This is a genomic window from Chitinophaga sp. LS1, assembly GCF_034274695.1.
Taxonomy (GTDB): Bacteria; Bacteroidota; Bacteroidia; order Chitinophagales; family Chitinophagaceae; genus Chitinophaga.
Genome location: NZ_CP128362.1, coordinates 5,907,598 through 5,927,156 on the forward strand (window position 1 = coordinate 5,907,598; position 19,559 = coordinate 5,927,156).

13 protein-coding genes and 1 riboswitch are annotated in these 19,559 nt (G+C 45.1%); of the genes, 8 read left to right on the forward strand and 5 right to left on the reverse strand.

What is annotated here, in order from left to right; translation table 11 throughout:
- Positions 1–63: 63 nt before the first annotated feature.
- The 3 genes from QQL36_RS24400 to QQL36_RS24410 all read right to left on the reverse strand — a co-directional run bounded on the left by QQL36_RS24400 (position 64) and on the right by QQL36_RS24410 (position 3,398).
- Positions 64–2,259, reverse strand: coding sequence for an ATP-binding protein (locus tag QQL36_RS24400; RefSeq protein ID WP_321567091.1), 2,196 nt, complete (start codon positions 2,257–2,259; stop codon positions 64–66).
- Between the two features lie 95 nt (positions 2,260–2,354).
- Positions 2,355–2,567 carry a hypothetical protein gene (locus QQL36_RS24405; RefSeq protein WP_321567092.1) on the reverse strand — a complete coding sequence of 71 codons (213 nt, stop codon included), beginning with the start codon at positions 2,565–2,567 and terminating at the stop codon, positions 2,355–2,357.
- A 135-nt stretch (positions 2,568–2,702) separates the two neighbouring features.
- A complete protein-coding gene (locus QQL36_RS24410) occupies positions 2,703–3,398 on the reverse strand; it encodes a LytR/AlgR family response regulator transcription factor (protein ID WP_083723073.1) in 696 nt (231 codons plus the stop codon).
- 119 nt (positions 3,399–3,517) lie between these two features.
- Here QQL36_RS24410 and QQL36_RS24415 point away from each other — a divergent pair, with 119 nt between their 5' ends.
- The 5 genes from QQL36_RS24415 (at position 3,518) to QQL36_RS24435 (ending at position 10,948) form a co-directional block, all read left to right on the forward strand.
- Complete coding sequence (locus tag QQL36_RS24415) at positions 3,518–3,874, forward strand: hypothetical protein (protein ID WP_143708844.1); 357 nt, start codon at positions 3,518–3,520, stop codon at positions 3,872–3,874.
- A 71-nt stretch (positions 3,875–3,945) separates the two neighbouring features.
- A complete protein-coding gene (locus tag QQL36_RS24420; protein WP_321567093.1) occupies positions 3,946–5,352 on the forward strand; it encodes a TolC family protein in 1,407 nt (468 codons plus the stop codon).
- Positions 5,353–5,562: 210 nt separating this feature from the next.
- Positions 5,563–8,760 (forward strand): efflux RND transporter permease subunit, encoded by a 3,198-nt coding sequence (locus QQL36_RS24425; protein WP_321567094.1) that lies wholly within the window; start codon positions 5,563–5,565, stop codon positions 8,758–8,760.
- Positions 8,761–8,830: 70 nt separating this feature from the next.
- Positions 8,831–9,919 (forward strand): efflux RND transporter periplasmic adaptor subunit, encoded by a 1,089-nt coding sequence (locus QQL36_RS24430; RefSeq protein ID WP_083723076.1) that lies wholly within the window; start codon positions 8,831–8,833, stop codon positions 9,917–9,919.
- Between the two features lie 837 nt (positions 9,920–10,756).
- A complete protein-coding gene (locus QQL36_RS24435; RefSeq protein WP_321567095.1) occupies positions 10,757–10,948 on the forward strand; it encodes a hypothetical protein in 192 nt (63 codons plus the stop codon).
- A 237-nt stretch (positions 10,949–11,185) separates the two neighbouring features.
- Here the strand turns inward: QQL36_RS24435 and QQL36_RS24440 are convergent, their stop codons facing one another.
- A complete protein-coding gene (locus tag QQL36_RS24440) occupies positions 11,186–12,007 on the reverse strand; it encodes a phosphatase PAP2 family protein (protein WP_321567096.1) in 822 nt (273 codons plus the stop codon).
- 164 nt (positions 12,008–12,171) lie between these two features.
- A riboswitch (Fluoride riboswitch) is annotated at positions 12,172–12,245 on the forward strand.
- A 53-nt stretch (positions 12,246–12,298) separates the two neighbouring features.
- On the opposite strand from QQL36_RS24440, the gene QQL36_RS24445 reads away from it, so the two are divergent.
- From QQL36_RS24445 to QQL36_RS24455, 3 genes are all read left to right on the forward strand, one after another.
- Positions 12,299–13,561, forward strand: a complete 1,263-nt coding sequence (locus QQL36_RS24445) for a voltage-gated chloride channel family protein (protein ID WP_321567097.1) — start codon at positions 12,299–12,301, stop codon at positions 13,559–13,561.
- Between the two features lie 380 nt (positions 13,562–13,941).
- The gene (locus tag QQL36_RS24450; RefSeq protein WP_321567098.1) at positions 13,942–14,889 is read left to right on the forward strand and encodes an NADP-dependent oxidoreductase; all 948 of its coding nucleotides are present in this window, start codon (positions 13,942–13,944) and stop codon (positions 14,887–14,889) included.
- Positions 14,890–15,311: 422 nt separating this feature from the next.
- Positions 15,312–17,486, forward strand: coding sequence for a bifunctional alpha,alpha-trehalose-phosphate synthase (UDP-forming)/trehalose-phosphatase (locus tag QQL36_RS24455; protein WP_321567099.1), 2,175 nt, complete (start codon positions 15,312–15,314; stop codon positions 17,484–17,486).
- Positions 17,487–17,678: 192 nt separating this feature from the next.
- Here QQL36_RS24455 and QQL36_RS24460 read toward each other — a convergent pair whose 3' ends face one another.
- The gene (locus QQL36_RS24460) at positions 17,679–19,460 is read right to left on the reverse strand and encodes a glycoside hydrolase family 15 protein (RefSeq protein ID WP_083723082.1); all 1,782 of its coding nucleotides are present in this window, start codon (positions 19,458–19,460) and stop codon (positions 17,679–17,681) included.
- Positions 19,461–19,559 lie beyond the last annotated feature (99 nt).

Genomic DNA, 19,559 nt, shown 5'->3' on the forward strand with positions numbered 1-19,559 from the left:
TGGCCGGATGGTGCGGGATCGTAATCGTGGAGATATTACCCCTGATGGAAAGGTTAAAATCATCTATAACAGGATAGCCATGGTTTCTTCCATGGCCTTCAGACTCAGCTCGCGCAGTGTGGCAAATTTTTCTGCTACCAGCGCGGGCTGATAGGAGTTAGGGTCCAGTGACTCCAATGGGTCCAAAATAGGATATAAAATACCATCCAATCCGATAAAGGAAATGGTTGTCTTCAGGTTATGCGCCGTACTCCGGATGGCCGCCACATCCTCAGCCTGAATGGCTTTTTTCAATGCCCCGAGATCTTCAGGTAATTGTGTCACGAATTGTTGCAGCATAGCATGCTCAAATTCCGTATCTCCCTTACTCAGCGTCTTCAGATATTGTAATTGTACCAAAGGTCCGTCATGCGGTTGGAAATGGCCGTTAAGGGCAGTATGTACCTCAGGAGGACTGAACTTACCCGTAAAGATCTGGATCAATCTGAATAATTCTTCTTCCCGGATCGGTTTAGAGAGGTATTCATTCATCCCTGCCTGCAGGCATTTCTCCCTTTCCCCAGCCATAGCATGTGCTGTCATGGCAATGATGGGAATGTTGGAATGCAGTTCCTGCCTGATTTTGCGGGCAGCGGTGTACCCATCCATCTCCGGCATCTGGATATCCATCAGCACCATATCATAATGTCCTTTGGTCAGGGCATTTAGCACATCCTGTCCGTTTGTGACCAGTTGATAATGCAGCTGCCGGTTGCCCAGCAGGTGTTTCAGCAGGTCCTGATTCATTTTATTGTCTTCTGCTACCAGCAGTTTTACATCTGCATGCAGAGAAGAGAAAAAATTCTCATTAATGGATTCCCCGTTTTCAGGCAGTAATTCTCCGTGTGCATAAGGTAGTTCTACCATAAAGGTGCTGCCTTTGCCGGGTTCACTTTCTACGGTGAGTGCGCCATGTTGCAGTTCTACCAGTTGTTTTACGATGGTCAATCCCAGGCCGGTACCACCATATTTACGGGTCGTATCGGCTTCTGCCTGGTTAAAGCGGTCAAAGATAGCGGGTAGTTTATCGGGGGCAATGCCAATACCGGTATCACTCACTGCAAACAGTACACGTACTGTGTGTTCATTTTCTCCCAGCCGATTGATCATGATATTTACATGCCCCTGGTTGGTGAACTTGATCGCGTTGTTAGCGAGGTTCACCAATACCTGTGTAAGCCGAACGACATCGCCGTACAGAATATCAGGTACATTGTCATCGATGGTTACATTAAAGGCCAGTTTCTTCTCTTCAGCTTTCAGGCGGAACATGGTCTGCACGCCGTGCAATACCCCGCGCAGGCTGAACGAGACTGGTTCCAGCCGCATCATGCCTGATTCTATTTTAGAAATATCGAGAATGTCGTTGATGATTTCCAACAGGTTTTCGCCGGCATTTTCGATGGCGGCGACATATTCCCTTCCTTTTTCATTCAGGGGTTGCTGTTGTAGCAGGTGTGTAAAACCAAGTACGGCATTCATGGGCGTTCGGATCTCATGGCTCATGTTAGCGAGGAACTGTTCTTTGATAGCAGCCAGTTTCTTTTCCTGTTGCTGTGATTTGTCCAGTGCTTCGATGAGTTGTTCCTGTTTATGAATGCGTGTGGTAATATATAAAAAAGCGAGCAGGCTGCTGATGCAGGCAAAGATCATCATGACCGAGCCCCAGTTTTGCGCACGCTGTCCGCTGGTATCGATGAGTCGTACGGTACGGTTTACTTCTGTCTGCCGGGTACTGTCCAGTTGATGCAAAATAACGCCGATGGCTTCGCCAAGGCGTTTTCCTTTCTGTGCGTTGATGAGTCGTTCAGCAGACCATTTGCCGTGTGTATAAAAAGAGTCGAGTACGGTGACGTTGAAACGGTTTTTTTCTTCTACCAGGTAGTTTAGCTGGGTCAGCAGTTTCTCTGTACTGTCGCTGATGACGAGCTTATTAATTTCGTTGAGGTCGGCTTTGATAAGGGCTACGTCGGCTTCTATGCCGGTAATATTCAATGTATCCTGGGAGATAACGGTACCTCTTACTTTACTGTCGGTCCTTGCTATACTGGTCTGGAGTTTTTGCAGCTCATTCTTTACGTTCAGTTCATTCAGCAACTGTTCATTTCCTGAGATCAGCTTGCGGATGTTCTGCGAGGAATTGAACTGGAGTACTATAAACAGGATCATCCCTGAAATAAACACGCCAAGTAAATAGTATTTCAGATGTTTAGGCTGCATATATCGTTGATGATACAAGGTACAATTTTTCTCCACAAACGATCGCTTCTGCCTTGGGCAGAAGCGATCGTATTGTAAAGATGTCCACTAAAAAACTATTTGGTAGCTGGAGCTGGCTTAGCTGCTGCACCTGCTGCTTTCTTGTGGTGATGTTTCTTATGACCTTTGTGCGCCTTCTTTTCAGTAGCAGGTTTTTCAGCCTGTTGAGCAGTCTTTGTAGCTTTTGCAGTATTAACAGTGTTGTTTGCAAAAGTGGCGGTACCTACCAGCATCATGGCAGCGGCCATCAGCATTGTTATCTTTTTCATGACAGTTGTTTTTATTATTTGTGATCAATTTGTTTGATGACCTAAAGGTACATCCGGGATGACCACCTGTCATTTCGATTTGGGTTAACAGGCATTAGCCGTCGGTCAAAAAGGAAAAACTGTCGGTGGAGGTATTTACAACAGGTTCAATTTACTGTTAAGCGCTGATCTGTAGGCATCTGCCACGGGTACAGCGTTTTTATGTATGATGATGGTACCGTCTTCAATCGACTCTATTTTGTCCAGCGCCACTATGTAGGAGCGATGCACACGCATAAATTTGCCGGCGGGCAGTTTCTCTTCTACCGCTTTGAGGGTGGTATGGATGGCGTGAAACTTCTGAACGGTATGTAGTTTTACATAATCGCCCATGGCTTCGAGGTAGAGGATCTCATCTATGCGGATCCTTTTGAGCACCCCATTGTCCCGGATAAAGACAAATTCATTGTCTGTGCTCTGGACTTCCTGTACCGTGCTTTCACAGATCTCCTTCGCCTTGTCGATGGCCTGAATGAAACGGGCAGGACTTACCGGTTTGATTAGGTAGTCTGCAACGTTCAGTTCAAATGCTTCTACGGCATAATCTTTCTTGACAGTGGTAAAGATGATGATCGGACCTTTCTTACCCAGGTTACGGGTTAGTTCCAATCCGCTCATGCCCGGCATTTCGATGTCGAGGAGGAGCAGGTCTACTTTTTCTTTTTGCAGTACATTATAGGCTTCGATGGCACTGGCACATTCGCCCAGTACATGCAGTTGTTCAACGTGGCTGGCCAATTGTTTCATTGCAGTGCGGGCCAGCTTATTGTCGTCTACAATAAGGCAATTCATTGGGCAAATATAAGGGCTTTCAATAGTACAGGCTATATTATAATTTGCTTAAAACTTGATGAGAGATTATTATAATTAAAATGTAATAAATATCTTGCATATTCTAAATCAGGTCTCAATTGAAACAGCTGCAAAGGCTCATCCTTATATTATCATGCATATTTCTTCCGTTCGTATACGGGGGAATATCCGGGGAATACACTTCTCCGCATGATCAGCCGCAGTTACTCAGTTATACTACTACCAGTCATTTTCATTCCCTTTGCAGGAATCAGCATTACAAGGCAGCTACTGGCAATAAATTCAATTTACGCAACCGTGGGTTGATTGATTTTAATGAATTTTTCCTGATCGTTTCCAGTATCAGGATCAAGCCACTGTTTGTTTATATACATCCCCACTACAAAGGATTCGCTGCATCTATCATCAGTGTTTCCGTTTCGCTCAGCGACTGGCGAGGGCCTCCAATGGCATAATTTCCATATAACGCATTTCCTTTAATTACTTATTGACGCGCTATTGCAGCGCATTAACATTTCGCGCAGTTATGTATGTGAACATTACTGTAAGGCGATGTGCGGTTTTGCTATGCCTGTTGGCTGGCATAGGCACGCATTGCTTTGCACAAACATTACCATTGAAGCAGGCCATTGATATGACCCTGCAGAATTATCCTTCACTGAAGGTCAAGAATACCATCTCCAATGCAGCGGCCGCGCACACAACTGATGTAAAGCATGAATGGTGGCCTAACCTGAAACTGGTGGAAGAAGCCACCGTGGGCACTGACAATGGTGTGTATGGTTCTTATTTTCCCATGAGCATTATTCCTTCTACATCCGGCGGTATCCGGGATGCCAACAGCTTACAGGCGGTATCCGGCAATGTAGGTATGGCACAATTGCAATGGGAGGTCTACAACTTCGGGCTGTACAAAGTACGGAAGGACGAAGCCAGGCAACAACAACAGGTAGCAGGTGCCGATGCCGGTATCACGGCAAACGATCTGACTGTGTCAGTGATCCAGGACTACCTGTCTATGTTAGAATATTATAACCTGATGCGTATTCAGGCAGACAATATAGAACGTACAAGATCTGTGTCAAAGGCGGTGACTTCGATTGTATTGCATGGTTTGAAACCGGGGGTGGATAGTGCAATTGCAGCAGCAGAGCTGTCAAAAGCCAGGCTGAACTATATCGATTTCCAGAATGGATATAATAAGGTGCGCATGCACCTGGCCAGTCTGACAGGTCTGGACAGCACGGCCATTGTACCGGATACCCTGTATGACAAAGGATTGCCGCAGATATTGCTGGCTCAGTCCGATACGGCTACCGTAGAGCAAACACATCCGGCACTGGTTTATTACAATGCGCTGCTTACACAAAATCAAAAACACGAACAGGTGATCCGTAAAACGGCTATGCCAAAAGTGATGGTGCTGGCGGCGGGATGGGCCAGAGGTTCCAGTATTAATAGCAATGATGAGTACCAGAATTTAGCCAGTGGTTTTGGGTACAATCGTTACAACTACCTGGCAGGGATCGGGATCACTTATAATGTGACAGACATTTTTCATACAAGGGATAAAATGAGAGAGCAATATGTACGTACCCGGGCTGCGGCCAATCAGCTCGAATCTTCGCATGCGCTGCTGGATAACCAGCTGAATCAGGCCAGGGTGAATATTCACACGGCGGTAGACAAATTGAATGAAATGCCGGCACAGCTGAATGCGGCAAGAGCGGCGGCGGCTCAGAAAATGGCGTTGTATAAGGGTGGGTTGACGAATATTATTGATGTGACGAATGCACTGTATGTGTTGAACCGTGCGGAGAATGATCTGATACAGACGCGCCATGATGCATGGCAATCGCTTTTTATGGAGGCGTTTGCGACGAATTCAATACAAGTGCTGGTACAGCAGCTGGAAGCGGCGAGGGTGGAATAAGACGCATTTTCGAATTGAAGAGGGGAAGGGTTTTAATGTTGTGAGAAGGGAGAACTTTTGATTTCGGGTTGAGAAGTGAAAGGTTTTATTCTGGTCTGAGAAGAAAGAAACTCCTGATTCAGTATTGAGAATGTGAAACTTTTATTTCCGCCCTGAGAAGGCCAAAATTTTTATCACCCTCTTAAGAGGGCTACACCTAAAATGTAACATATGTCATTAGTCTCTACTGCCTTAAAAAAGCCAATCTCGGTTGTCGTACTGACACTGGGCGTGTTCCTTTTTTCTATACTGGCAGTTATCAATATTCCCATCGATATCTTCCCGAAGCTGAACCAGCCGACCATTTATGTGATAGAACCATATGGAGGTATGTCTGCCCAGCAGATGGAAGGTTTCTTTGCCACCCGCTTACAGGATCAGTTTCTGTATGTGAATGGTATTAAAAATATCAGCAGTAAAAATATCCAGGGTCTCAGCATGATCAAGCTCACCTTTTACGAAGGTACTGACATGGGGGAGGCTTCGGCACAGGTAGCGCTGCAGGTAAGCCGTGCTATGAACTTCTTTCCTCCGGGTGCTGCACCGCCACAGGTCATTCGTTTCGATGCGTCTTCACTGCCTGTGGGTGAACTGGTATTCAGTTCTCAGACACGTCCGCTGAAAGATATTTACGATATGGCGACCACCCGTATCAGGCCGATGTTTGCCACCGTACCGGGTTTGTCTGCCTCGCCACCATTTGGTGCGAATGCCCGTTCTGTAGTCGTGAACGTAAATCCTGACAGGCTGCGTAGTTACAATCTGAGTGCGGATCAGGTGGTGGAAGCCATTGCGCGTAACAATGCGATGAGCCCTTCAGGAAATATCCGTATTAATAATAAAATGTTCCTCACTACCATCAACTCACTGGAAGAACAGGTGACTGATTTTGGAGATATTCCTATAGCGACAAATGGTAACTCCACTGTGTTTGTAAAGGATATAGCGACGGTATCAGATGGTGCGGATGTAACGGTGGATTATGCACTGGTGAATGGAAAACGTTCTGTATACATGCCGGTTGTAAAGACCCCGGATGCGTCTACCTGGGAAGTGGTAAAACAACTGAAAGCAAAGTTGCCGGAGATGCAGAATCTCTTGCCGGAAGATACAAAAATCACCTATGAATTTGACCAGTCAGTAGCCGTGATCAATGCTGTGAAAGGCCTGATGACAGAAGGTATACTGGGTGCGATACTAACAGGCCTGATGGTATTGCTCTTTCTGCGTGATTTAAGGAGTTGTATGGTTGTAGTGATCACGATACCTATAGCAATATTGTCTGCGGTGTTTGGTTTATATCTCACCGGACAAACCATTAACCTGATGACATTGTCTGGATTGGCGCTGGCCATCGGGGTACTCGTGGATCAGGCCACGGTGACGATTGAGAATATTCACCAGCACCTGGAAATGGGCAAGCCAAAGAAGCAGGCGATATATGAGGCTTGTGAAGAGATCGCGTTTCCTTTGCTGTTGATCCTGTTGTGTATCCTCGCCGTGTTTGCGCCTTCCTTTATAATGTCGGGTGTGCCGAAGGCCATGTTCCTGCCACTGTCGTTGTCCATTGGTTTTGCAATGATTGCCTCGTTCTTTATAGCGCAGACATTGGTACCTGTTATTTCCAACTGGTGGCTCAGGGCGGAGAAGTACCAGCATGCACATGCGGGGCTGGCATTGGATAAGGAAGAGGTGAAAGAAGTGAATGATCATATGCAGGAGCAGCAATCGCATCCTGAAAAACTGAGTGGCTTTGAGAAATTCAAAGCGTGGTTTATGCGGGTGTTGGAAGGGCTTGGAAAACGTTCATCATTGGTGATCGGGTTGTATTTAGTAATTGCCTTTGGCGCAGCAGGTACTGCCTATGTGGTGATTGGTAAAGACCTGATGCCACATATTAATACAGGACAATTCCAGCTCCGTATCAAAGAGCCAGATGGTACCCGACTGGAAAGAACAGAAGAAAAGGTACACCAGGTGCTTAACATCATTGATCAGGTCACGGATGGTAATGTGGAAATCAGTTCTGCTTATGTAGGTCTGATCCCTTCCAGCTATGGTTCCAGTAACCTGTATGTATTTAATGCAGGTACACACGAAGCTGTATTGCAGGTGAACCTGAATGAGGATTATAAAGTAAACATAGAAGCGCTGAAAGATACGTTGCGTGAGCGGATAACAGCGAAGTTTCCGCAATTGCGGTTATCATTTGAGCCGATCGATATGACGGAGAAGATCATGGCGCAGGGTGCTTCAACACCGATTGAAGTAAGAGTAGCAGGCAAGGATATGCAGCAGATCCAGAAGTATGCGACTACGCTTACGAACAGATTGAAGAATATTTCGTTTTTGCGTGATGTGCAGATAGTACAACCCCTACATTATCCTGTGATCAAGATCAATGTAGACAGGTTCAAAGTGGCGCAGATGGGATTGAATGTGTATCAGGTAGCCCGCTCTGTAACGGCGTCTACATCCAGTAGCCGGTTCTCTGAAAAGAACCAGTGGCTGGATGAGAAAGGTGCTTACACGTATCAGGTGCAGGTGCAGATCCCGGAATATAGTATGCAGGCGATCAGTGACCTGCAGGAGATTCCACTGGTACGCGGGCAGGCGAGACCTGTATTGGGAGATGTGGCGAGTTTTAGTACCAGCGAAGTGCCGGGGGAATATGATCGTTCTGGTCCCCGTCGTTACCTGACGGTGAGTGCGAATATATCCAACATTGATCTGGGGGCTGCGACTAAAGCGGTGCAGCATGAGATCGATGAGATGGGACCTCCGCCACGTGGTCTGATAGCGGATGTACAGGGTAGTTCGAGTTTGCTGACAGATACATTGAATGGTTTGCAGAATGGGTTAATGCTGGCGGTCCTGGTGATCTTCCTTTTGCTGGCGGCTAATTATCAGTCGTTCAGACTGAGCTTTGTGGTATTGGTGACGGTGCCAGCGGTAATAGCAGGAGCACTGCTGATGTTGTTGCTTACAGGGTCTACACTGAATTTGCAATCTTATATGGGGATGATCATGTCTACAGGTGTATCTGTAGCGAATGCGATCCTGATAGTAACGAATGCAGAGAAGTTGCGTATTGATTACAGGGATGCGTATAAGGCGGGGATTGTGAGTGCGGGAATTCGTTTGCGTCCGATTTTGATGACGAGTCTTGCTATGATCGCGGGTATGGTACCGATGGCATCTGGTATGGGGGAGTCAGGAGATCAGACGGCGCCTTTGGGGAGAGCGGTGATTGGAGGATTGATTGCTTCTACGATAGCAGCGTTATTCATATTGCCATTGGTGTATGCGCGTATGCAACGCAGGACGACTTTTGAGGCGGTTTCGCTGATGCCGGAGGGAAGTGAATAACACTCAGCGCAAACTAAAACTACAGCACACATGATGCAAACTACAATTACAAAACACTAAACTACAGACCATGAATAATCAACATAGAATCGTTATCATATGTACCGCAGTCACCATGCTGGCAGCTTGCCGGGAGGCTGCATCGAAAAAGAAGAAAGAAGAGAATCATCACGGTAGTCAATATACTTTTTCAACGGTGGTACAAGAGCCGTTATCATCCAGTATCCAGCTGCCTGCTGTACTGGATGCTTATCAGAAAGTGAGTATCTATCCACGTGCAAATGGATTTGTGAAGAGTGTAATGGTAGATAGAGGATCTGTGGTGAGGAAAGGACAGATGCTGCTGGAGCTGGATGCACCGGAGGTGATACAGCAATACTATGCGGCACAGGCGAAATGGTTGCAGGCAAAAGCAGACTATGCTGCATCGAAAGATAACTACGAACGTACGATGGCAGTAAGTGCTACACCGGGTACAATTTCTCCACATGATCTGGAAGTGTCCGGGGCAAAAATGATGGCGGATAGTGCTATTGTGAATAGTCAGCTGGCGAATTTCAGGGCACTGGAAGCAACGAGGAGTTATCTGCAGGTGACAGCTCCTTTTGATGGGGTGATCACCGAGCGTAATGTACACCCGGGTGCACTGGTGGGGCCTACGACCAGTATTGATGGCCGGCCTATGCTGATGTTGGAGCAGGAAGATCGTTTGCGTCTGATCGTACAGGTACCAGAAATTTATAGTGCACAGCTGACAGATGGGCAGAACGTTACATTCCGTGTAAATGCTTTGCCAGGCAAGGAGTTTACAGGTAGCATTAGTCGTCAGGCGGGGTCATTAAATGATCGTTTCCGTTCAGAGGCGGTGGAAGTGGATGTATATAATCCGAATCATACCTTGAAACCGGGGATGTATGCAGAGATTACGATTCCGGTGAGTGGGAGCCGACAGGCGATGGTCGTGCCTGCTACGGCGATCGTAACTTCTACAGAAAAGAAGTATGTGATTGCGGTGAGGAGTGGGATTACACATTGGGTAGATGTGCAGGAGGGGAATCATCACAATGATTCTACGGAAGTGTTTGGTTCGCTGCAGGCGGGGGATAAGGTGATTGCACCGGCTACGGATGATATAAAGGAGAATACGAGTATTGATTAGTGGGCTCATCGGCGGTATTGGGATGACAATAAGAAGTGTTGTTATGTATGAGATGAATAGCAGGAGATGATTAACAGGTTGGGGATGAATAGGAGGAGATGTATGTCAGGAAGGAAATGATCAACGGGTAGGAAGTGAATAGCAGGAGATGTATGTCAGGGAGGAGATGATTAACAGGTTGGGGATGAATAGCAGGAGATGTATGTCAGGAAGGAAATGATTAACAGGTTGGGGATGAATAGGAGGAGGTGTATGTCAGGAAGGAAATGATTAACAGGTTGGGGATGAATAGGAGGAGGTGTATGTCAGGAAGGAGATGATTAACAGGTAGGAAGTGAATAGGAGGAGATGTATGTCAGGAAGGAAATGATTAACAGGTTGGGGATGAATAGGAGGAGGTGTATGTCAGGAAGGAAATGATTAACAGGTTGGGGATGAATAGGAGGAGGTGTATGTCAGGAAGGAGATGATTAACAGGTAGGAAGTGAATAGGAGGAGATGTATGTCAGGAAGGAGATGATCAACAGGTAGGAAGTGAATAGGAGGAGATGTATGTCAGGAAGGAGAAGATCAACAAGTTGGGGATGAATAGCCAGAGATGTATGTCAGGAAGGAGATGATTAACAGGTTGGAAGTGAATAGGAGGAGATGTATGTCAGGAAGGAGATGATCAACAGGTAGGAAGTGAATAGGAGGAGATGTATGTCAGGAAGGAGAAGATCAACAAGTTGGGGATGAATAGCCAGAGATGTATGTCAGGAAGGAAATGATCAACAGGTTGGGGGATGAATATCAGGTAGGCAGCATTTTTGTGATATACTTCCTAAAAGGTGTATTATGAAAAAATCAACAAACCTGAAGCGGAAGATTAAAGAAGTGAAGAGAGAAAATGTAGAAGTGGCGCCAAAAGCAAAGACAACCGCAAAAAAGGATTATGATGATGATCAGAACCACTTGCTGGAAGGATATGACGAGAGTGAGTATGATCAGAAAGATATCGCTGATGAGAAAAGAAAAAAGGGGGCCTGACAGTGGCTCCCTTTTGTTTTTTGGATTATTGGCGGATTTGAAACGACTAAGTTGTTTGTCTGGTGTATGCAGGTAAATTTCTAACTCTAAGGAAGAAATTTTGTTACTGGCTCATGGGCTGGTAGCACCTGGATTATTTTTAGAAAACCTGTAAAGCTACAAGGCTTGTGGCTGATAGTACCTGTTTAGATACCCGTAAGGATAAAAGGCTCATGGGCTTCAGCTCCCCAATCGCATTTAACTACCCGGAAAGAACACCACACTTATCCCAACAGATTTCGTATCCGGGCTGTAAGTAGGCATCGCAATAGGATGCATACTATTTTTGCCCTCTTTCTTAGCCCAAACCTTTTCCATTTTCGGGAATACCCAATAAGCAGCCTTTGCACTTAATATACCGAGACCAGCCCCTGCTACAACATCGCTGAGCCAGTGGCGGTTATTATACATACGAAGTACGCCGGTGGCAGTCGCTACAGCATATCCATAGACCCCATACCACGGACTGACATCTTTGTACTCCTGTCTCATAAATTCTGCTCCCATAAATGAAGTGGCGGTATGACCGGAAGGAAAGGAGTTAAAAGTACTTCCATCCGGACGCTGCCGGTGAGATAATGTTTTCACCCCACCTACGGTTCCCATCATCAGGAGGCTGGAAATACCGAGAATGATAGTCCGGTCACGGAAATTATGTGCACCCTGGATGCCCATTGCATTCAGTGCGTATACGCTCAGTGCCGGTGTATATCGCAACCAGTCGTCTACTTTGGTATGGAAAGTAGAATTATCCTCCCTGATTTCGTTTTTGGTGGTATGATCGAGGCTACGGAGCGGTCCGTATTCAAAAGTAGCGATTCCATAGCCAAGCATAGCTGCCGGTACAACTACGCTGGCGATGGAGCATTGATATTTTTTTGTTCCCCTGAAGAGCTTTAAAAAGGACGTATCCTTTTTAACTTGTATAGCAGCCGAGTCGACTGTAATTTGTTGGGCGTGGGCCCCGGTTATTATAACGAACGGCAATAACAGTTGTAGGCATAAAGAATTCACTTTCATCCAATACAGATTAGCGGTAGTAACGTAATGTTGAATATATACTACAAAACAAAAAAAAGATTCTGTAGAGATTCTGAAGGTAAAAAATATTTTAATCACATGGATCACACGTTCGTGGCTGGTTTTGCTAAACAAACGTTTGAATAATTTTTGTATATTTGCATGCACAACCAGGAAATGGTGTCTTCCTGCACAGAACTGTCCCGTATTCTTCGGGTCTGATGGCGCCTACAAATAGTGTATAATTCTGCCGATACAAGCGAGCAGTTCTATTTATATATTTGTAGGAACATGATGAAATTTAACAAATCTTTAGAACAATTCACAATTGCTTACCAGCTCATTCGCTGGACTGTTATTATTATTCCTGTTGCACTGGTAGTCGGTTCACTGGTAGCTCTATTCCTCTGGCTATTAGACTATGTTACACATTTTCGCTGGGAACATCCATGGTTATTGTACTTACTGCCTATTGCGGGTATCGGGATCTATTTCCTGTACAATAAGCTCGGCGGTACTTCAGAAAAAGGGAATAACCTCATTATGGATGAAATCCATGAACCAGGCGGTGGGGTACCAGCCAGAATGGCGCCACTGGTATTGATCACAACAATTCTTACACATTTATTCGGCGGCTCTGCAGGCCGTGAAGGTACAGCTGTACAGATAGGCGGTAGCATGGCTGGTTTGTTGGGCAAATGGATGCGGTTGTCACAGGCAGACCTGCGTATTCTTTTGATGACAGGGATTGCCGCGGGTTTTGGGGCGGTATTCGGTACACCGCTGACAGGTACCGTTTTCGCGCTGGAAGTGCTGGCAATAGGTGTGATCCGATACGATGCATTGGTGCCCTGCCTGATCGCGGCTGTATTTGCAGACTGGGTATGCAGTGCCTGGGGTATTCATCATACACATTATCAGATCTTATCCAGGGCAGAAACGCTATTCGATTATTTGTTGCTGGCAAAAGTGATTTTGGCTGGTATCGCCTTTGGCCTCGCCAGTTTTGCTTTCTCCAACTGTATGCACCAGATCAAAAAATACAGTAAGCAATTTATTCGCCCTGCCTGGTTGATACCAGTAGCAGGTGGTATTATTATCATTGCCATGTGCTGGATACTGGGCACAGATGATTATACTGGTCTGGGGGTAAATAGCAAAGACCCCGGTGGAGTGAGCATAGTCAATGCATTTAAAGATATGGAAATGTCTAACTGGGCGTGGTTGTGGAAGTTGTTATTTACTGCTGTCACACTGGCCATGGGGTTTAAAGGAGGAGAGGTGACACCGTTGTTCTTTATAGGAGCGGCCTTAGGGCATACTATAGCGGTATTGATCGGTGCACCTGTAGATCTTTTTGCAGGCCTGGGTTTTATTGCTGTATTTGCAGGAGCTACCAATACCCCGATTGCCTGTACCCTCATGGGGGTGGAATTATTCGGCACCAGCAATGCATTGTATTTTGCAGTGGCATGTTTTACTGCTTATTATTTCAGTGGCCATGCAGGTATTTATAGTGCGCAGCGAGTAGGAGTTTCAAAGAAATGGGAGTAATGTGTTTGTTTGGGAGTGATTTATAGTGCGCAGGGATTATGAGTTTGAAAGAGATTGGAATAATGTGTTTGTCCGGCAGTGATCTATATTGAGCAGGGATTATGAGTTTGTAAGAGATTGGAATAATGTGTTTGTCCGGCAGTGATTTATAGTGTGCAGGGATTATGAGTTTGTAAGAAATTGGAATAATGTTTTTGTCTGGCGGTGATTTATAGTGCGCAGCGATTAGGGGTTTCAAAGAAATGGGAGTAATGTTTTTGCCTGGCAGTGATTTATAGTGCGCAGTGATTAGGATTTTCAAAGAAATGGGAATAAGATATAGGCCCGGCAGAGTTTTTGTTGCATATTACTATCTAAAATCAGCATATTAAAATCAACATATGAAGGCCATTACAATTCCCCAATTTAAAGCAACACCTGAATTGACAGAACAACCCAAGCCGGTCGTAAAGCCCGGTAGTATGGTTGTACGGATAGTAGCAGCGGGTATCAATCCTTTTGATACCAAGATGATTGATGGTATACTGGATGGGCATATGCCGCATCATTTTCCTATGATACCTGGCGTAGATGCGGTGGGTATTGTGGAAGAAGTTGGAGAAGGTGTGACACTCTTCAAGGTAGGTGATCACATCTATGGTCAGTTTTTACATTCACCTGTAGGTGAAGGGACTTTTGCAGAATATGTATTGGTGCCTGAAAAAGCGGCGCTGGCACTAGCGCCTAAGAACATTCCTTTGAAGCAGGCGGCAGCTATACCGACTGCAGGTATGACCGCGTTGCAGATGTTGGAAAAATCTGGTCTGAAGCATGAACAGATCCTACTTGTAGTAGGAGCTACCGGTGGTGTTGGATTATTTTTAATTCAGTTAGCTGCTATGCAGGGGATTTATATTATTGCTACTGCAAGTGATGAAACTGGCGCGAGCAAAGTGAAAGAACTGGGGGCAAAAGAAACCATCAATTATAAAAAAGTATCAGTAGCAGATGAAATCAGGCGTAAATATCCGGATGGTGTAGATGGATTGATTGATATGGTCAGTTCCCCGGATGCTTTTAAAGAGATGACATCACTTGTGAAGAAAGGAGGTGTAGCATTAACTACTGCGTTTGTAGCGAATGAGGAGGATTTGAAGAAGAAGGGATTGCAGGGTGGTAATTTTGAATTGAAGGGGAATCGCGCATTGTTAGATACATTGTCAGATGCGGCAGATAATGGGGTATTGAAAATTCCTGTTGAAAAGGAAATTACATTGGAAGAAACACCGGCAGCATTGGCTGAGATAAAAAAGCTGAATAGTAAAGGGAAAACGATTATAGTATTATAGATCTAAAGTATCAAAGATTTAACTTTAATTCTGATTCTATAGTTTACTATAACTATAATTAGAATTGTAACTATAATAGATATACGCTATCCTTTAGTAGCTTATCAGGCTGACCTTTGGTCAGCCTGATAAGCAAGCGCGAAAAAATCGCTTCTGCTGAAGACAGAAGCGATTTTTTCGTAAGAGCAAAACCTACAACAAAACCTATAGCAAAACCCATTAAATAATTTATTCGTACCTTCGCCTCACCTATCACATCCCCATACATACATTTTACTTGCTTCTACTTAGCAATCTCCGGGGCCTTCATTTATTTGACATTTGTGATAGGTTTCAATTTTCCCGTACTATTCAGGTGCGTTTTTTGATGTGTGGAATTCCATACTTCAATCGGCATTGATTTTTTTGACTAAAACTGTATTATGAGTAAAACCATTATTGTATCGAACAGGCTACCGGTAAAGATCACTGAGAAAGATGGCGAATATGTGTTGAATCCGAGTGAAGGCGGTTTGGCTACAGGGCTGGGGTCCATTTACAGACAAGGCTATAACATCTGGATTGGATGGCCCGGCGTGGACGTAAACGAAGTAGCACAGGGGCAAATCAAACAACAACTGGGGACCATGAACCTTATGCCGGTATACCTGACCCAGGATGAAATCAACAACTATTATGAAGGATTTTCGAATGAGGTACTGTGGCCGGTTTTCCACTATATGTCCGTTTATGCACGTTATGAACAGGTATACTGGGATTACTATTATCAGGTAAATACAAAATTCAGGGACGCCGTTTTAGAAGTCGCAGAACCCGGAGATATTATCTGGATTCATGACTACCAGTTACTACTTCTTCCAGGCATGATCCGCGCTGCTGCGCCGGATGTAGCCATTGGCTATTTCCAGCATATTCCTTTCCCTTCTTTTGAATTATTCCGTCTTATTCCTTGGCGTGTAGAACTGCTCGAAGGGATGCTGGGCGCTGACCTCTTAGGCTTTCATACTTTTGATGACAGCCATCATTTCCTCAATGCAGTGACACGTTTGCTTCCATTGAATGCTACTGCAAACATTGTGACGGTGAACGACCGTGCAGTAGTGGCAGAGACATTCCCCATGGGTATTGACAACAATAAATTTGAAGAGTTATCACTCGACCCTGAAGTACTCAAACAGGTAGAAAGCCTGCGCGAGAATTTCCAGAGTACACACATGGTCCTCTCTATTGACAGACTGGATTACAGCAAAGGAATTCTACAACGCTTGCAGGCATTTGAATTATTCCTGCAATTGTATCCTGAATATATTGAGAAAGTCGTACTGTATATGATCGTAGTACCATCGAGAGATTCGGTGGCACAATACAAAGAACTGAGAGACGCTATCGATATGCTGGCAGGCGGTATCAACGCCCGCTTCCGTACACTGAACTGGCATCCGATCAATTATTTTTATCGCAGCTTCCCGGTAGAGACACTGTCTGCTTTGTACAGCTTTTCAGATGTAGGACTGGTGACTCCGATGCGGGATGGTATGAACCTTGTGAGTAAGGAATATGTTGCCAGCCGTAAGGATAGCAATGGTGTATTGATCCTGAGTGAAATGGCAGGCGCCAGCAAAGAGCTCATTGATGCACTCATTGTGAACCCTAACAATATCGGTGCAATCGCACGCGCGATTCATGAAGCTTTGAACATGCCGGAAGGTGAGCAACGGAGAAGAATGAAACAGATGCAGCAGATTGTATCTAAGTTCAATATTTCACATTGGGTAAAATTATTTATGGCAAGATTACAGGAAGTGAAACAGCTGCAGCAGTCCATGCTGGCGAGAAGAATGAGCCTGGAAATGCAGGTGCATGTAAGGAAAGATTATAAAGCAGCGAATGAAAGAGTGATCTTCCTTGACTATGATGGAACACTGGTAGGATTCCAGACGAATATTGATCTGGCTTCTCCTGATCAGGACCTCATTCAGTTATTGACAGAACTGACAGCTGATCCATTGAATCAGGTGGTGATGGTGAGTGGGCGTAAATACCAAACGCTGGAAGAATGGCTGGGACATCTGAGATTAGATCTCATTGCAGAACATGGTGCGTTTCAGAAGAAATATGGTGAGGAATGGCAGCAATTACCCGGATTGACGGATCAATGGAAGGGGGATATCGCGCCGATCCTGGAGACGTTTACAGATCGTACACCCGGTTCGTTCATAGAAGAGAAAAGCTTCTCGCTGGTGTGGCATTATCGCAAGGCGGAAGCTGGTTTGGGTGAATTGCGTGCGAATGAGTTGATGAATACCCTGCGGTATTTTGCAGCAGATAAAGGGTTGCAATTATTGCCAGGGGATAAAGTGATTGAAGTAAAGAATGTAGAGATCAATAAGGGCAAGGCTACTATGTCATGGTTGGCAAACAGGCATTTTGATTTCACATTGGCTATTGGTGATGATCATACGGATGAAGATATCTTTAAGGCATTGTCACATGATGCAGTGACGATAAAGGTAGGTAGTCAGGTGTCGTCGGCGAGGTTTTATTTGAGGAATCATAGGGAGGTGAGAGCGTTTTTGAAATCATTGATTCTAGTTTAAATATTTAGGTTTTATTATTTTTGAGGCATTAGCCCGCCAAAAAAATAAAACTTGCGGAGCGGCATTAAAGGGTTGGCAACACCAATCCATTAATGCCGCTTTCAAAATAAAGAAGGCTATTGATTGCTTCAAATAAAAAGACTACTGAGAGAACTCTGTAGCCTTTTTCATTATTGTAAACCTTAAGATAAACTATTTAAATATTGGTGTGTCCAACTTCATCGATATCCTGTATGCTGCATTCATCAATCCTACATGACTATACGCCTGCGGGAAATTTCCCCACTGACTACCATTCGTCTCATCCACATCCTCACTGAACAATAACAAGTGATTCGAATACTGCATCAGCTTTTCAAACTCCCGTACCGCATCATCTATTCTTCCCACACACGCAAGCGCCTCCACATACCAGAACGCACATACGAGGAACGTAGTCTTGGGTTTCCCAAAATCATCTGAATGCAAATACCGGTAAAATAATCCATTCGGTGTTTTCAACTCTTTCTCCAACGCCGCCAGGTGATCTTTTGCCCTGTCCGAAGCCGGATCAAGGTAGTTCATCATAATCAGCTGTAAAGTACTTGCATCCAGGTGTAAACTGCCTGTTGCATTTGTATATACTTTACGAATCGGATCATAACAACTCTCTATATGCGCCGCAGCTCTGTTCTTCAACGCAGTGGCCTGTGCGGCGAGATCATTACTGCCAATGATGCGTGCCATCTTTTCTGCCGCAGAACAACCCGCCCACTGGAAGAGATTACTATAACAATGGATGTTTGCGAAGTTGCGGAACTCCCATATCCCTGCATCCTTTTCATCAATCGTCCGCTCTATCTTTTTCAGCAGGTATTCTATCCACCAGGCAGAATCTTTTCTTTCTGAAAAGATAAACCGGTGGTCTGTATACAAAGGCAACATGGAAATGAGCACCTGACCATAAATATCGTTCTGTATATGCTCATACGCCTGGTTGCCGATCCTTACAGGCTGATTGCCCAGATAACCGTCCAGGTGGGGAAGTATTTGCTCAATCAGGTTCTTTTTGCCTGTGATCCCATAAAGAGGTTGGTACCGATAATCACCTGAGAAAGAAATATCTGCCACATAGCTAAAGTATTTTTCCATCTCTTCGAAGTGACCGATATGGTTGAGCGCGGTTATCACATAAAATGTGTCTCTGAGCCAGCAATAACGGTAATCCCAGTTACGCCCGCTGCCCGGAGATTCCGGCAAACTGGTGGTACTGGCGGCGATAATAGCGCCGGTATCTTCATATTGGTGAATCTTTAGTGCCAGCGCGGAACGGATCACAGCCGGCTGGTAGAAGTTGGCGATATTGGAGTGTTTTATCCAGGTACGCCAGTATACAGTTGTTTCGCGAAGGAAACGTTCAGCAGTACTATTGAGTGGCGCTTCCAGTGGCTGACCATAGGAGAGGAGCAGGTATTTTTCTTCATTTAAAACAAAGAACTCCTCTTCAAAAAGATAGCTCACCGGAATATTGGTGGTCAGGCGGATATGTTCATCGCATCCAAGGAATTCGATGTGGTTACTGCCTCGTTGTGCTTTGAGTTTGCGGCCACCATAATCGCATACAGGTTCACATTTGACCCGGATACGGGGATTACCTTCCAGTGGTGTGATCTTGCGGATCAGCATCAGTGGTTTGAAATACCTTTCATACTGATAAAAACGGGGTGCAAAGTCAGTGATCCTGTATTTGCCATCGCCACTGGTAATTTCAGTGACCAGGATGTTGGTGTTTTCAAGATAATACTGGCGGCTATTGTATTCACCCTCGGGCAGGATCGAGAATTCCCCTCCTTTTTTCTTGTCAAGCATGCCTCCGAACACGAAGGTACTATCCATCTGAGGCCAGCAAAGCCAGTCGATATTGGTGTTGATGTTCACGTGCGCCAGGAAGGCGCAGTTACCGATCAGACCTGTTTGATAGGTGTGTTTTTCCATAAGTCTTATTCCTTTTCCGGCTTAGTATTATAATATTCAATTACATCTTTCTTGACTGATTGATCCTACTTTACACAAAAGCTGTTCCACAATTGAGGA